The sequence below is a fragment of the Pragia fontium genome (assembly GCF_900638655.1).
Taxonomy (GTDB): Bacteria; Pseudomonadota; Gammaproteobacteria; order Enterobacterales; family Enterobacteriaceae; genus Pragia; species Pragia fontium.
Genome location: NZ_LR134531.1, coordinates 1,677,962 through 1,692,288, shown reverse-complemented (window position 1 = coordinate 1,692,288; position 14,327 = coordinate 1,677,962). Strand labels below are relative to the sequence as shown.

The 14,327-nt window shown below is 45.5% G+C and carries 14 protein-coding genes; all 14 read right to left on the bottom strand.

The genetic code is table 11. The annotated features are described in order from the left end of the window. Positions 1-23: 23 nt before the first annotated feature. Positions 24-1,295, bottom strand: a complete 1,272-nt coding sequence (locus EL341_RS07400; RefSeq protein WP_074821299.1) for an amidohydrolase — start codon at positions 1,293-1,295, stop codon at positions 24-26. 22 nt (positions 1,296-1,317) lie between these two features. After that, entirely contained in the window at positions 1,318-2,622 is a 1,305-nt protein-coding gene (gene dcuC, locus EL341_RS07395) for a C4-dicarboxylate transporter DcuC (protein ID WP_047780807.1), read from the bottom strand. 645 nt (positions 2,623-3,267) lie between these two features. Further along, complete coding sequence (locus tag EL341_RS07390) at positions 3,268-5,199, bottom strand: BglG family transcription antiterminator (protein ID WP_126467464.1); 1,932 nt, start codon at positions 5,197-5,199, stop codon at positions 3,268-3,270. Between the two features lie 273 nt (positions 5,200-5,472). After that, entirely contained in the window at positions 5,473-6,213 is a 741-nt protein-coding gene (gene dagF, locus EL341_RS07385) for a 2-dehydro-3-deoxy-phosphogluconate aldolase (protein WP_047780805.1), read from the bottom strand. Between the two features lie 3 nt (positions 6,214-6,216). Next, positions 6,217-7,329 carry a DgaE family pyridoxal phosphate-dependent ammonia lyase gene (locus tag EL341_RS07380; protein ID WP_126467462.1) on the bottom strand — a complete coding sequence of 371 codons (1,113 nt, stop codon included), beginning with the start codon at positions 7,327-7,329 and terminating at the stop codon, positions 6,217-6,219. Beyond that, a complete protein-coding gene (locus tag EL341_RS07375; protein ID WP_074821292.1) occupies positions 7,313-8,452 on the bottom strand; it encodes an amidohydrolase/deacetylase family metallohydrolase in 1,140 nt (379 codons plus the stop codon). Before EL341_RS07375 ends, EL341_RS07380 begins: the two co-directional genes overlap by 17 nt. Before the next feature lie 35 nt (positions 8,453-8,487). Further along, on the bottom strand, positions 8,488-9,135 hold the full coding sequence (locus tag EL341_RS07370) for a DUF4310 family protein (RefSeq protein WP_047780802.1): 648 nt from the start codon (positions 9,133-9,135) through the stop codon (positions 8,488-8,490). 99 nt (positions 9,136-9,234) lie between these two features. Then, positions 9,235-10,032 carry a DUF4311 domain-containing protein gene (locus tag EL341_RS07365; RefSeq protein ID WP_126467460.1) on the bottom strand — a complete coding sequence of 266 codons (798 nt, stop codon included), beginning with the start codon at positions 10,030-10,032 and terminating at the stop codon, positions 9,235-9,237. A gap of 33 nt (positions 10,033-10,065) precedes the next feature. Next, positions 10,066-10,362: a DUF4312 family protein gene (locus EL341_RS07360; protein ID WP_074821289.1), complete on the bottom strand. Its 297-nt coding sequence runs from the start codon at positions 10,360-10,362 to the stop codon at positions 10,066-10,068. Continuing rightward, complete coding sequence (locus tag EL341_RS07355) at positions 10,362-10,727, bottom strand: SFCGS family glycine-rich protein (RefSeq protein WP_126467458.1); 366 nt, start codon at positions 10,725-10,727, stop codon at positions 10,362-10,364. Before EL341_RS07355 ends, EL341_RS07360 begins: the two co-directional genes overlap by 1 nt. A 20-nt stretch (positions 10,728-10,747) precedes the next feature. After that, on the bottom strand, positions 10,748-11,011 hold the full coding sequence (locus tag EL341_RS07350) for a hypothetical protein (protein ID WP_232036609.1): 264 nt from the start codon (positions 11,009-11,011) through the stop codon (positions 10,748-10,750). Positions 11,012-11,523: 512 nt separating this feature from the next. Continuing rightward, positions 11,524-12,408 (bottom strand): 23S rRNA pseudouridine(2605) synthase RluB, encoded by an 885-nt coding sequence (gene rluB, locus EL341_RS07345; RefSeq protein WP_047780797.1) that lies wholly within the window; start codon positions 12,406-12,408, stop codon positions 11,524-11,526. Between the two features lie 105 nt (positions 12,409-12,513). Beyond that, entirely contained in the window at positions 12,514-13,134 is a 621-nt protein-coding gene (locus EL341_RS07340) for an L-threonylcarbamoyladenylate synthase (protein ID WP_074821283.1), read from the bottom strand. Positions 13,135-13,237: 103 nt separating this feature from the next. Next, positions 13,238-14,173: an RNase RNM gene (gene rnm, locus EL341_RS07335; RefSeq protein WP_083399637.1), complete on the bottom strand. Its 936-nt coding sequence runs from the start codon at positions 14,171-14,173 to the stop codon at positions 13,238-13,240. Between the last annotated feature and the right edge of the window lie 154 nt (positions 14,174-14,327).

Genomic DNA, 14,327 nt, shown 5'->3' with positions numbered 1-14,327 from the left:
GGCTTTTTAACGCAATAAACTAATTATTTAGTCATTAGCTTTTGCAGACATCCGATGAATAGATTAGCCGCCGTTGCCAGCTGCTTTTCATCAAAATCAAACTCTGCCTGATGGTGACCCGCTTTCAGATCCGCACCGACGATAAAGTACAGTGATTTTCCGCCGTGGCGCTGAACACGCTTAGCCAGAATGGTTGCATCTTCACTACCGCCGAACACTCGCTCAGGTACTGCAGTTAGCTCTGGATACTGACCCACAACCTGAGTCAACAGATCGATCAGCTCTTTGTCGTTTTGCAAATCAACCGCTTCACCCATCACTTCACTTTCCAGGCGCAAGTCAAAGCTATGTGCGGCACCCGCAGCCATACGCTCAACCTGTTCAGCCATAAAGCTATTGATAGTCTCATCTTCACCGCGAACTTCAACCTGCAGTTCACCATAAGCAGGTACCACGTTACGACCTTCACCCGCACGGATAACGCCAACGTTAATACGGGACATACCTTTACCATGACGGGAAATACCCAGCATTTGTGTCGCAGCATGGCAGGCACCCGCCAGCGCATTACGACCTAAATGTGGTTCAGCGCCGGCGTGAGCTGGCGCACCGTAGAAACGGAAGTCATATTTGGTGGTACACAGGAAACTGTTAGGATTAACCACAATTTCACCGGTTTTAGCAATAAAGCCAAGGTGCATACCTAAGAAGTAATCAGCATCATCAACAATGCCGCTTTCTGCCATCGGTCTTGCGCCACGAACGCCCTCTTCAGCCGGTTGGAAAAGCAACTTCACTTTTCCGCTCAGTGAACTACCGTTTTCTACTAACCATTTTGCAATACCTAAACCAATAGACATATGTCCATCGTGACCGCAGGCATGCATTAAACCCGCACTTTTAGAGGCAAAACCTTCATTGTTAGGCACATGCTCACCGATCGCACATTCCTGTACGTTCACGCAGTCAATGTCAAAACGCAAAGCGATAGTTGGACCTGGTTTACCGGTGTCATAAGTTGCCATACAGCCGGTTAGTTCATCCATCTCAGCCAACAGCGCTTCATCAACGCCTCTTTCTCTCGCCAGTGCCAGCCCACGCTCCACAACGTCAGCTTTGCGACCACGAACAAATTCACGATTAATCACTTTTGGTCCAGCGATAACCTCAAGGCCCATATTACGTAGTTCAGTGATTAAACGCGCCGTTGTCGTAAATTCGGACCAGCCGATTTCTGGAAAACGGTGAAGTTCACGACGCCATGTTACTAATTGGTTTAAATCAATAGTCGACATTACACTTTCCTTATTTTAGTTCTTATAACATAAACAGGGCGATAAAAATGACACCGATAATCATACCGGGTGCGGTACGCTTAATAACCTCTACCGGGTTGGCAGCGGCTAAGCCAGCACAAACAATCGTTACACCGGCAATCGGTGACATGGTACGACCTAAAGCACCAGAAATCGCCGCAGCCATACCCATATCAGGAATGGTGTAGCCTAAAGCAGCAGCGCTACGCGTCACCGTTTCGTTAAAGGCTAATGCCGCAGCATCACCAGAACCGGTAATAATACCCATTAAGAATGGACCGATAGTACCGCCCCAACGAGCCAGCTCCGGATTATGAGTCAGGAAGTAAATAAAGCTGTCGATTAATCCAGACGTTTTCAAACCTGCGGCAAACACCGCAGCAGCAATGATGATACCCAGAACATCACCGTAGGCATTACCCATACCGTTGAAGAACTGCTTCGTCATGGTGGTTGGGTTACAACGAGTAATCAACAGTGCATAGATAGCACCGATAACCATGGCGGCCGGTACGCTCATTTTAACTGCACCAAACCAATCAGTCAGGCCAGCAATCAGCAGTAGAATTAAAGGAATAAATGGCGCGGTAGCGTACAGATAGTTAGCTTTAACCTGTTCTTTTTCTTCGCTACCCTGAGCAACCACTGCATCTTCACTTGGCGTAATCCGATATTCTTTACGAACCAAAGCCACAACAGACAGGGATACCGCACCGATTAGACCAACGGCAACGCTGTACGGAGCATGCAGTCCAATTAAGTCCATAACCGACATTTCTTTAAAATCGGCCGTATTTTGCATGACTTCATTAAACAGGTTAGAAACGAAAGCATTATGGGACATGCCCGGGCTTAAGAAGGAACCAATGGTTCCACTCAATACCGCTGCCGCAGCGATAGCCGGGTGAATACGCGCACCAATCAACAATGGGATTAATGTCGCGCCTACTGCCGCAGCACAGCCAGCAGCAGAAGGAATTGCGGTATTAATGATATAAGTAACAATAACCGTCGCGGGGATCAGGAAGAAACCCAGACGGTTCATCATGCCAGCCAACGTACGCACCAGATGCATATCACACTGGGTATACTTCATCACATAAGCAAAACCCATACTGGCACAAATCGCCTGAATAAGGCTGCCGGAAGTCATTCGCTCGCTAAAAGCATCCAGACCGGCCATTGGACTCAGCGCTAACAGGCACATAATCAAACCTGAGCCAATTAACACCATCCGCGTTTCATATTGTTTTATCAGTAAAAAAATAGTGATTGCAACAACCACCAGAGCAATTATTTGAAGCATATTATACTCACTGTTTGCTAATTAAAATGGCAATCCATAGACTGCTTCCACACAATATTACCTATATCATCAACCTATAATTATTCAGGTTTCCACACTAAGAAACTATAATCTTAAAATTATATTTTTGCACCACTGCACTATAGGCAACTGCCCCATTGATATCGTTGATGGATATCAAAAAAACAACATACTCAGTAAGCAAAAAGAGTTAGTGTATATAAAATGTAAACTAATCTATCCCATTATGAATAATGGATGCCGCAAAAAATAGAATTAACTACATGTAATCTAATATTAAAAAATTGCTTCCCCTTATCGAGTCACGACCCACACCCAGCAACAATTTAATAACACCTGTTATTGAGGCCGAATAAAAAAAGCACAGAGTGATTAATAAACACACGATCATGTTAATGTTTTTTATTCAACGCGGCTAAAGCTATATCAAGAAATAATAAATTAAAAATAAAAAAATAAACCATGCTATTAACATGGTTTATTTTTAATTGAATAAAACAGACAAAGATTGAATTTCATTCATGGTGTTGCACGTTATTTAGCTAATTAGCCAAATCATAACCTGTGGTTAAGCTAATAAAAGGGGCTAAGGTTGTGACACCGCTTAGCTTTCCCTTCATTATCTTATGCGCTACGACCAAGACTATCTTTGGCTATCACCTGAAAGTCATTAAAACTCTTACTATTCAATAAACGTTTAGTGGCTTTTTCTCGTACAAAGGTGACAAACAAATCATAGATTGCCATCGCTTCTTCATACTCCGCTTTACTGATAGCCAACAGGAAAATAACGTTTGCCGTCTCTTTCTTCTCTTTATTCCACTCAATACCGTTTGGTGCCAATATGGTCACAACGACGGTTTTATTCGCCAATAGTCCCAGTGAGTGAGGTAGAGCAATCCCCTCTCCTAACAACGTTGAAACGATAGATTCTCGCTCCACCAATGACGGGTAGAAGTCCTTAGTAATATAACCATCGGCTTCTAATTTTTTACATACTCGCTTAAACAAGGTTTCTTGCGTCATTTTACCTTTGACGATCATAAAATGCCGTTCATCAAAGAAACGCTCAAGAATATAAGGCTTAGTTCTGTCCACCATCGCTAAACGCCCCACCTGCTCTAACTGATAAGGCGTCGGGAACGGTGCGATTTTAACGATTGGCTTATTTTTCTCTGTTAGCCGAACGGTGGTAATCACAAAGTCTTCTTCCACCGAATCCAGCTCTTCATACTCATGCAGTGCAATCACCCGATGCAGTTTAAGCTGTGGAAACTCGCGCACAATTTTAGCTTCGATCATACGAATCGTGGAGTTACCGGAGTCGGTTACTACCAGCACATGCGGATGACGGGTGTAGCCCACATTATAATTACGCTCCAGGCCAACGCCGATATGTACCGCTAAATACCCCAGCTCATCTTCGCTAATAGTGTAAGGCAGTTTATCTTCTACGTTGGCCATGGCACTAAGCGTCACGTCATAGGCAAATGGATAATATTGTTTAATATCCGATAACAGAGGATTCTTGGTATTGATCTGGTAGCGAACGCGGGTCAACATAGCGGCTAAATGCGTAGATAAGTCAGTCTTTAACTTCACGTCACCGCGTAAATCATAATTATAGGAATCATTAATATAGCTGAGAATATAATCAACCAGTTCGTCGCTATTACTTTCAGCCACCACCGAACCTTGATTATAAGGTATTCGTTGGGCTGAGATTTGAACCCCCAAATACTCCTCTTCCACCGATGAAATCTCACTGCCAAGAAAGTACACAAAGCCTTTAGAAATCTCACTAGCAGCACTTTTAATCACGCTATCAATATCTTCTACATCAAAATTAACAATTTCGTGACCGCGGGTAATACGTAGAATAGACACCGCTCCATTAAAAATCAGATACTGGCGACCTTCATTGGTCAGACGAATATCAAAGCGGTTAACGCTGTTTTGCAGAATTTTTCCAATATAGGTGAGATCAATATTGGTTAAAATATCCTGTTTAAAGCTGTTCAGGGAACGCTCTGGTTCTGTAGAAAACTGCTGCCACAGCACATCGGTAATACAGGCTCTAATCGCCTGTTCAACCCCAGACAGCTTAATCCCTTGTCGAGGAATGGTGTCTAATGTGAGCTGATATTTGGTCAGTTGTTCTCGGACGGCCGTCATATCGTGCTGTAACGTACCACGACTGACAAACCACTCTTCGGCAATATCATCCAGTTTGATGGGAAGTGATGCCATTAAAAACTTCAACAACAACGCATCCACTCGCTCTTTTGCGGTACGTGGGATACTTTTACTTTGGTATTTCTGCATCGGCAAGGTGGCAAAGCTTTGGGAGTCCGTGATCTTCAGACGATACCCTAACCCTCTGTCATACACGATATTTGCGCCATAGCTGATTAAGACATCATTTAGTGCCGTTACATCGGTACGAATAGTCCGAGTTGATACATCGAAACGTTTAGCCAGCTCTTCCTGCGGCAGTGTTTCGGACTGAATGGCATTAAATAAATAAGCAAGACGTTGATAAGGAAACAGCGCCACAAATATACCCTTAACCCAATTAGAAAAATGAAAAGCCAGTCGGCAATAAACCAGTAGGAATAATTAAAGATAGAAGTCTTTTGACAAAAAAGCAGGAGACGACTAATAAACCTTTCAAATTAATGACTATTGATATTCCGGCAGTAACCGTAATGCACTCATCGTTACGCGTTAAGCCGGAAGACCATCAACACTCGGCAGGCTAAAACACCTGTCATCAACCTGCCGTTTAGTGATAAAGCTTCCAATAGATAGCATGAAAGCTCGAGTTCATTAACCCACTAATTTTTTAACCATGGCTAAAAGCGTTTTCACATCTTCGGGACGAGTATTGCCGGTTTTTGAATCAATAATTGAGCTATAGATATGCGGAATCACTTTTTCTACACCGGCATCCAGCGCAATTTTGAGAATTTCTTCAAAATTGTCTAAATCAATACCGCCAGTAGGTTCCAGATAAAAATCATGTTCTGCACAGGCTTTCGCCACATAAGCAAACTCTTCTTTATGGGCTAATCCATTCATATTGAAGAATTTAATTGAGCTGGCGCCCATATCCTTTAACATGGCAATCGCGGTTTCAACCGGAACGATAGCGTCCGGGAAGGTGGAGCTTAGCGGACCGGTGGATATTTTAACCAGACCCACTTTACCGGTTGGCGAAACCAACGCATTAACGATGGTTTCATTCTGCCCTAATAGCGCACGGCTGATCGGCGCCCCGGTAAATACCTGATTCACATGCTGTGGCTGAACCACTTTAGAAATTTGGGAAACCATTTCTGACTGGTTTGGATCCCCTGCGCCCAAACCAACAGAAAGCGCATTTTCGATATCGTTGGCATATTGAGTCATATCTTCAATCGCGCTGGCTAAATCAGGGTAGTTTTTGGATAGCACCCCCACCACCACATGTTTTTCAGCAGCCGCATAGATATCACGGGCATTTTCTCTTGAGCCCGCTAATACGTTAAGACAAACGCGATCTTTATAATAATTAGGACTTAATTTCATAATTTATACTCCGGTAACTAATTGACGAATAGAAGAAGAGATAACATCAAGCTGAGGTGCAGTAACGCTACGGACATCAGCTTCTACTTTGCCTTCATTCGCTTTGTATTCGCGGAAATAAATCGCCGTCTCCCCCAGCTTAAGCTGTTTCATAATGTCGAAAGTATTTTTGCCAATGGCCTTTTCATCAAACGAGATTTCGGTGCGGGCAATATCGCGCCCGGCAGCATCCCACACCACTTTGGCAGTAATACCGGGAATAGCATTCAGATCGTTAATAAACGGTGTCATTTTCTCCACCATTTCCTGACCGGTTTCTTTTTTAGTGGTCAGATAAAGTTCGATGGCCAATGTCAAACCGAGGATGCCTTCTTTGCCCACCTTCATGGCTCGACCAATGCCATTACTCTGCAACTTCACCCATTCAACATACTGATTTTTACCGATAACCAGACCGCTGGTTGGCCCTTCAATGGCTTTAGCGCCGCTATAGATAACCAGATCGGCGCCCATCTGATAATAAGCCGTCAGCTCTTCTTCTGCCGCCGCATCAACAATCAGTGGTAAAGCATATTTTCTGGCAACTGCGGCAGCTTCAGCCACCGTCAGCATACTTTTCTGTACCGTATGGTGAGACTTGATATACAGAATGGCCGCCGTTTGCGGCGTAACTTTCGCCGCTAATTGCTCGGCACTACATTCATTAGCAAAGCCGGCCTCAACCACTTTACCGCCCCCCAGCGACACCATGGTGTCAACCGGGGCGCCAAAGTTAACGTTATGCCCTTTCGGCATCACAATTTCACGCGGTACAGCTTTATCCGAACTGTGGAGATTCAATAACAGATCTTGGTCATCTTTAACGATAACGGCCGCTACTGATTGGGCAATCCCCGCCGAGGCACAAGAAACCACCACGGCATTCTCTACGCCTAATAATTTGGCGATATAAGCACCAGTTTTATTCACCAGATCTTTGATTTCAAAATAATGATTAAGACCAAAAAGAACTTCATCCGCCACTTCTGGCTTAGGCGTTGAGACGCCGAGTATGGTCATACGTCCTGAGGCGTTAATCACTTTTCTTAAATTATATTTTTCATAAATCGATGGCATAGTCTGACTCACCTTCTTTAGTTATAAGACTTTCCCCCGCAACGATGGCTGCGATAGGAACGAATTTTTGCGTACCGATTCTTACTTGACCTTCTGCATCGGACAGTTCGATTTTTTCATCTTTAATATCGAAAATAGTCACATCGCCATCGTAGCCGACGTCCAAATGCCCCTTACCTTTAAGGTGCAATAAATCGGCTGCTTTCACCGTCACGCAGTCGAGAATCTGTTTTGGTGAGAATCCCATACATAAAAACTTGGTCATGACCGCAGCCAAACTATAGACCGGGCCATTAATGCGGTTACGATGATAAATATCCGAGCTGATAAGGTCAGGATAGGTTCCGATCTTCATCGCCTGTTCGGCGACTGAGAAACTAAAGCTTTCACCGCCGTGACCAACGTCCAGAATCACGCCACGTGCTAAAGCGCGTTGAATGGCCGGTTTTAAATTACCGTCCACATCTAAAATCTTATTGGGTTTACCGTTAAAACAGTGGGTAATGATGTCCCCTTTGGTGAGTAGATCGGCAATTTCGTCCAAATTTGGCGGATTATTACCAATGTGCACCATTAATGGTAAGCCACTCTCTTTTTGCATCTCTTTGGCACGAATCAGCGGCGCGATACCATTTTCACCCACCACGCTCTTACTCATTCGCGCTTTGATGCCCACCACAAAATCAGGATGGCGTTTTATTGCCTGCTGCAAACTGGCGTCATCAATTTTGCTCATATCTGACAGTTCGTTCTGCGCAATAATGCCAATGCGTGCAATATTTAAAAATGAATACACATTGGTTTTCGCCTTCTTCACCAGCGAATAGAAATGATCAACATCGTCAGCGCCAACGCTACCTGCATCGATTACCGTCGTAACGCCGCAGGCCGCGCCGGCTAAATCCGGCTCATCAAAATAAATGGGTGATGCCGGGTAACAATGGGTGTGAGCATCAATCCAGCCAGCACTGATATAGTACTTTCCGTCGAGATCGATCTGCTTTTTTGCCGTCAGACCATCGCCGACTAACGGACCAATTTCACGGATTTTCCCTTCGTTAATCACCACGTCCACGACGTCGCCATTAACCAGTTTTGCTTGCTTAATGATTAAATCATTCATGATATCTGCTCACTTGTTACACTGAATACAACTGTTTATGCGGCAATCGGGAAGAAATAACCCAAAACCATGGCCCCTAAAATTGCCCCGCCTGCTACCGGTTTTTTCCACACGTAGAACAGCAGAGAGCCAATTAATGAACCAATACCGATAGGAATAGAAGCCGCCATTGCCGCCAGAATAATCAACGGCCCCAAAAAACGACCGGAAGTATTACCGGCTCCCATCATGACGTCAGCACCATAGGTGGAGTTACCCTGATTAACGGTAAAAATGCGCGCCAGAATAATAATCACACCTACCGCGATACCTAACACCATGCCAGTCGCTAACGCCGCATAGAAGTTCATCACCAAGAAGTCAAAACCACCGGCAAGTAAGAGTGCCGGTACGCCTAAACCGAGACCGGTTTGAATCGCCCCACCGATATCCAGAATACCAACCAGAGAACCTTCGATAATCCGTGCAAACAGGAAGCTGGCACCAAACGCGGCTACCGCACCATACACACCGGTATCAATACCGGAGCGTAACATCGCCACAAATGCCACTTCGTTAAATGCACCGAAACCATACACTACATACATATGCGTACCGGCAAATACCCCGGCCGATAGCAGGCCAACGAAGAGGGGAAAGGTCCACTCCGCATACCAAAAATCGCTTTTTAATTCTGTATTCATTATCAAGTCCTGGTAATTGTGTTTACTGTCATTGATTAATCGCTTATCAGCAGAGCCGTGATACTTCACTAAACATTGATGAAGGCTCTACCAATGAAATTATTTACCAGTCATTACGTTATGAACGTGTTCTAACCAGTTCGGTACATCTAACGCGAAAGACTGCAGCAGCTTCACATCGAAACCACGGAAGAATCCACTCAGCACAAACAGCAGGATCACAGCAAACATCATGATCTTTGTGACTTTGTTCCAGCCGTTATCCTCAACGCCTTTACCGATCAAGATACCCAGCACTAAACCCGGGATAGCGTTACCCATAATTAACTGTGCACAGCCACCAAACAGGGTTGCCCAGAAACCAGAACGACGACCCGCATCCATGGCCGCTAACCAGAAAATAACCGGCATCACGGTGTTAACCAGCAGGTTAGCCGCAGGCACCAGTACGTTAGTTGCCGTAGTTTGTAATGAAGCAGGAACCGCGGAAGCAGTGGTATTCAGGAAAGCCACCACCACAGCACCAATAATGCCGCAGGCAATCGCCATTTTTTTAGGATTATGCAGAGTTTCCGATATATTGCGGTTTTTGATCATTAGCGCCGCCGCACCCCAGTTAGGGATAATGCGGTGATCGACGTCCTGCGTAAACGCACCAGCAGCAACGGATGATGCCCAGGCGTTGAAGAAGAAGCCTAAACCAAACGAGAAGTGAGAAGCCGGATCTCCTTCACAAGAGTTCAGCTCACCTAAAGTACGAAATGCGCCCATCCCCTGAATCGTCGGGGCATGGAACATACGCGCAGCACCGGCACCAAGACCAACACCGCACAGCCCCCCGATAATTAACGACTTTATCAGGATTTCAAACACAGAAACGGTTGTAGTTGCATCCATTTGTCTTTCCTCTAAAACATCCCGGTCGGTGTATTACACCGACTCGAAACGTATCTCTTGAACATTCAGCAGGGTCACATCTAAAGCCACATCTAAAACAACCGAGTAGAACTCACGATCCCGTGGAAAAAAGACAAACAGAAACTTTTCTTTCGTCACTTTTACCGTGGCGTTAATCACTTCAACGTCGAGAGGTTCAATACGTAGAATGATGTTGCTGCTTTCCTTCAATACCGTGCGTTGCACGGAGTTCAATGCGTCAGCGATCGCTTTTTGTTTTGTATCGCCCCGTCCACTGACGCGCACCGATGTTTTAAGATGCTCTTTCATTATGCGTTGCCGTATTTTTTATTAAATGCCTTAACTAAACGCTCACCCAGCTCTTCTTTATCCATAAAACCAAAGCCCAGTACGGTACAACCATCGTTAATCGCGGTTTCCCCTTCCTCAATTGAGCGCATGCCATGGCGAACTTTATAGCCGTATTTATTTTGAGCAGTAATGGCTCCGGCCCCACCGCTTCCGCAGAAGGAAATACCGATATCACCTTGCTCAGCATTCATAATGTCGCCCAGCTTCATATCCGCAGCCACACCAGGAATAACAATGGCCTTGCCACCCGCAGCTTCAACGCCGGCAGCAACTTTCTGGCCTTTACCTAAACGGTCTCCGATAACAACAACGATTTGTTTCATAGGTTCTATCTCCAATGGAATTAAGCGTTCGAACGCGCAATTTCAAAATGTACGGACAATAAATAGGCTTCTTCGATGGGTAAGCCCGGTAATGCGTTAACGGCACGTTCAGCTAACTGCATAGATTCAGATGAGATCTCTTCAAACAGAGATCTATCGACTTCCGGTAGCGGTTCGCCGGTTTTAGCCCGCAGAACCATCGCCTTAACGTGTGACTCCAGCATTTGCTGCTGCACCTCAGTGGTATAGGCTCCTTCTTCCTTTAGCCAACCATCGATAACCATCAAAAGTTCCTTGGTCACTGCGGTTGGGTCCAGACCATCTTCCACCATATTGAAACGAATATGACTTTCACTCATTTAACCGATCTCTAAATGGTAAATTTGAATAAATTAATGAATTCTGTCGTTTATCCCTCCGTGGAGGCTGCTAATGTCAGCACGACGAACCCGAGTTGGGTAACTTGCAGCTTAAATAGCCGCTGGTACTTATCGGTCATCCCATTCTTTTCCGATGAGTTCACACTACACATTTTATTTCGCCGGTAGGATCCCGACTTTTTCCGGTTCAAAGTGGAAATAAAATGGATGTGGTTAGACCAAAAGCAAAGTGAAGTGGAAATAAGTGGAATCGTATCTAAAGAGGTTAGGTCAACGCAGCGCTGAAAAATAACGATGGCAATAAAAACAAATAACTAATTGATAATTAAATCTAAAAACAAAAAATAAGGATATTTAATGTCAGTTTTCAGCTAAAAAAATAGCGCCTAAACAGGCGCTATTTTCAACAATTTCAGCTATCCGCGCTTGGTCGGATTTGCCCTTCTGGAACCACTTCTGGAAGCAGGTCTTTGGCTATGCTTCTGCACCGCTCGACGAATTTGATTTGCTTTCGTGCGACGACGATCACGTTCTACTGGCATCTTACTTTTGGTTTCTGGCGACAATCCAACCATTTCACGCAAGTAATTGATGGCATTAAGATCGAGTTCAGTCCATCCTCCGCGCGGCAATCCTTTAGGAAGTCCTAAAGCACCGTAACGTACACGAATAAGACGGCTAACCTGCACATCTACTGCTTCCCATAAGCGACGAACCTCACGGTTACGACCTTCTGTTAGCGTAACGTTATACCACTGGTTAATGCCTTCGCCACCCTGAAAACTAATGGTGCGAAACGCGGCCATACCATCTTCCAGTTGAACACCTTTACGCAGCTGTTTTAGCTTTTCTTCATCCACTTGGCCGAAGACTCTAACGGCATATTCACGTTCAACTTCACGGCTTGGGTGCATTAAGCGGTTGGCCAGTTCACCATCGGTGGTAAACAGCAGTAAACCGGAGGTATTCACATCTAGACGACCAACGGCAATCCAGCGAGACCCGCGCATTTTAGGCAAACGGTCAAACACCGTTGGCCGCCCTTCTGGATCTTTACGGGTACAGAGCTCACCTTCAGGCTTGTAATAGGCAAGCACTCGACAAACATCTTCTTCCGGCTCACGCAGAGCAACAACGTGCCCATCAATACGTACTCGGATGGAAGCAGTAACTTCAACACGATCGCCTAATGTGGCGATTTTTCCGTTAACGCTAATTCGCCCGGCCTGAATCATCGATTCAATTTCACGACGTGAACCATGGCCTGAATTAGCCAAAACTTTTTGTAACTTCTCGCTCATTGAGCAACCTCTGTTGTCGCCTTCACAGGCGTCATAATAGTGATTAATCCATGTCACCATGGATTAATCAGTGAACGTAAATCATACCTTATGCGGACGTCGCCATCAACGAAACGGTGTGGGATCGCCAGCACCTTCACGCACAACGACTGGCGCATCTTCCGTCAGATCCACTACTGTCGTCGGCTGTTGCCCCAAATAACCGCCGTTGATAATTAAATCAACCTGCTTGGATAAGGTATCGCGAATTTCTTCCGGATCGGACTCGGCAAAATCATTCCCCGGTAACATCAGCGTGGTCGACATCAAAGGTTCATTAAGCTCCGCCAGCAATGCCAAGGCAATCGGGTTCGACGGCACACGTAAACCAATGGTCTTACGCTTTTCATTCATCAAGCGACGCGGAACTTCTTTCGTGGCTTTCAGAATGAAGGTGTAGTTACCTGGGGTATTATTTTTAATTAAACGAAATGCCGCGTTATCTACATGAGCATAAGTGGAGAGCTCAGACAAATCGCGACACATCAATGTAAAATTATGGTGGCTATCTAACTGGCGGATACGGCAAATGCGCTCCATGGCATGCTTATCTTCCAGCATACAACCTAACGCGTATCCGGAGTCAGTCGGATAAACGATAACCCCACCCTTACGCAAAAAATCAACCGACTGGCTAATCAGTCTCGACTGTGGGTTATCCTGATGGATATAAAAAAACTGACTCATGGAAAACTCCTTTAACTCTTCCTGTCATTGGCAGCAGAGAAAAACGCGGGTACATATCGGTTCATTGCTGCAACAAAAAATACTACAGGGTCAAAAATAAATATCAGTTAACAACCGGTTCTGCAAACCAGTGCTGCCACACGGGGATCACTTTATCCGGCAGCGATAAACGCCGCCCCAATTCAACCCATGCACAAGGATAGTGAAAATCAGATCCCTGAGAAGCCAACAGTTGATACTCTTGAGCATACAGCGCTAGCTGCGCTCGCTCCTGAGGGGCTTGTTGGCATTGAGATACTTCCATCGCGTCACCGCCCGCCTGCTTAAAATCGATAATCAGACGGCGTAACCATTTTGCAGATAAATCATAACGCCCCGGATGGGCTAAAACCGCCTGACCACCGGAAAGATGAATCGCCTCTACCGCTTCGTTTATTGTACACCAGACTGGAGGAACATAGCCGGTTTTCCCACGCGCCAGATAGCTTTTAAATACTTGCGCCATATCCGTGGCTTTACCCAACTCAATTAAATAGCGGGCAAAATGTGCACGGGTGATGCCTGCGTCACCGGCAAAGCGCTGCGCCCCAGCTAAGGCATCAGGAATCTGACTCTTTTCCAGTCGGCGGGCAATTTCCTGCGCTCGCTCGCTGCGTTTCAGGCATTGAGCGGCTAATAGTTCTAACATCGCCGGAGCCTGCGGATTAATATTCAACCCAACAATATGAATATCAAAACTTTCCCAACCGGTGGATATTTCCACGCCGTTAATCAAGCGTATCGGCAGTGCTTGCTCAACAATCGCTTGCTGTGCCTCAGCCAGACCGGCGGTAGAGTCATGGTCAGTAATCGCCAATACGCTCACGCGCATCTCCACCGCTCGCTGTACTAATTGGGCAGGCGTCAACATACCGTCAGAGGCTACGGTATGACTGTGTAGATCGTACAGCGGGAAACGGGGTAGCTCAGCCAGATAACGCTCTGATGCTTCAGCACACTGCCGTTTATCACTCTGTTGTGGGGAGGTATCACAAGACATGAAAACTCAATATATTCCGATTAGAAAAGGCAAACAAACGCCAAAGGTCAGCTCTGCATAAAATCTTTTAAGATAATATTAATATCCTTGCTGGATATAATACCTCCGAAAGCCAACACCTTCTAACGGATAATGGGATTTATTTGTTTTTAGC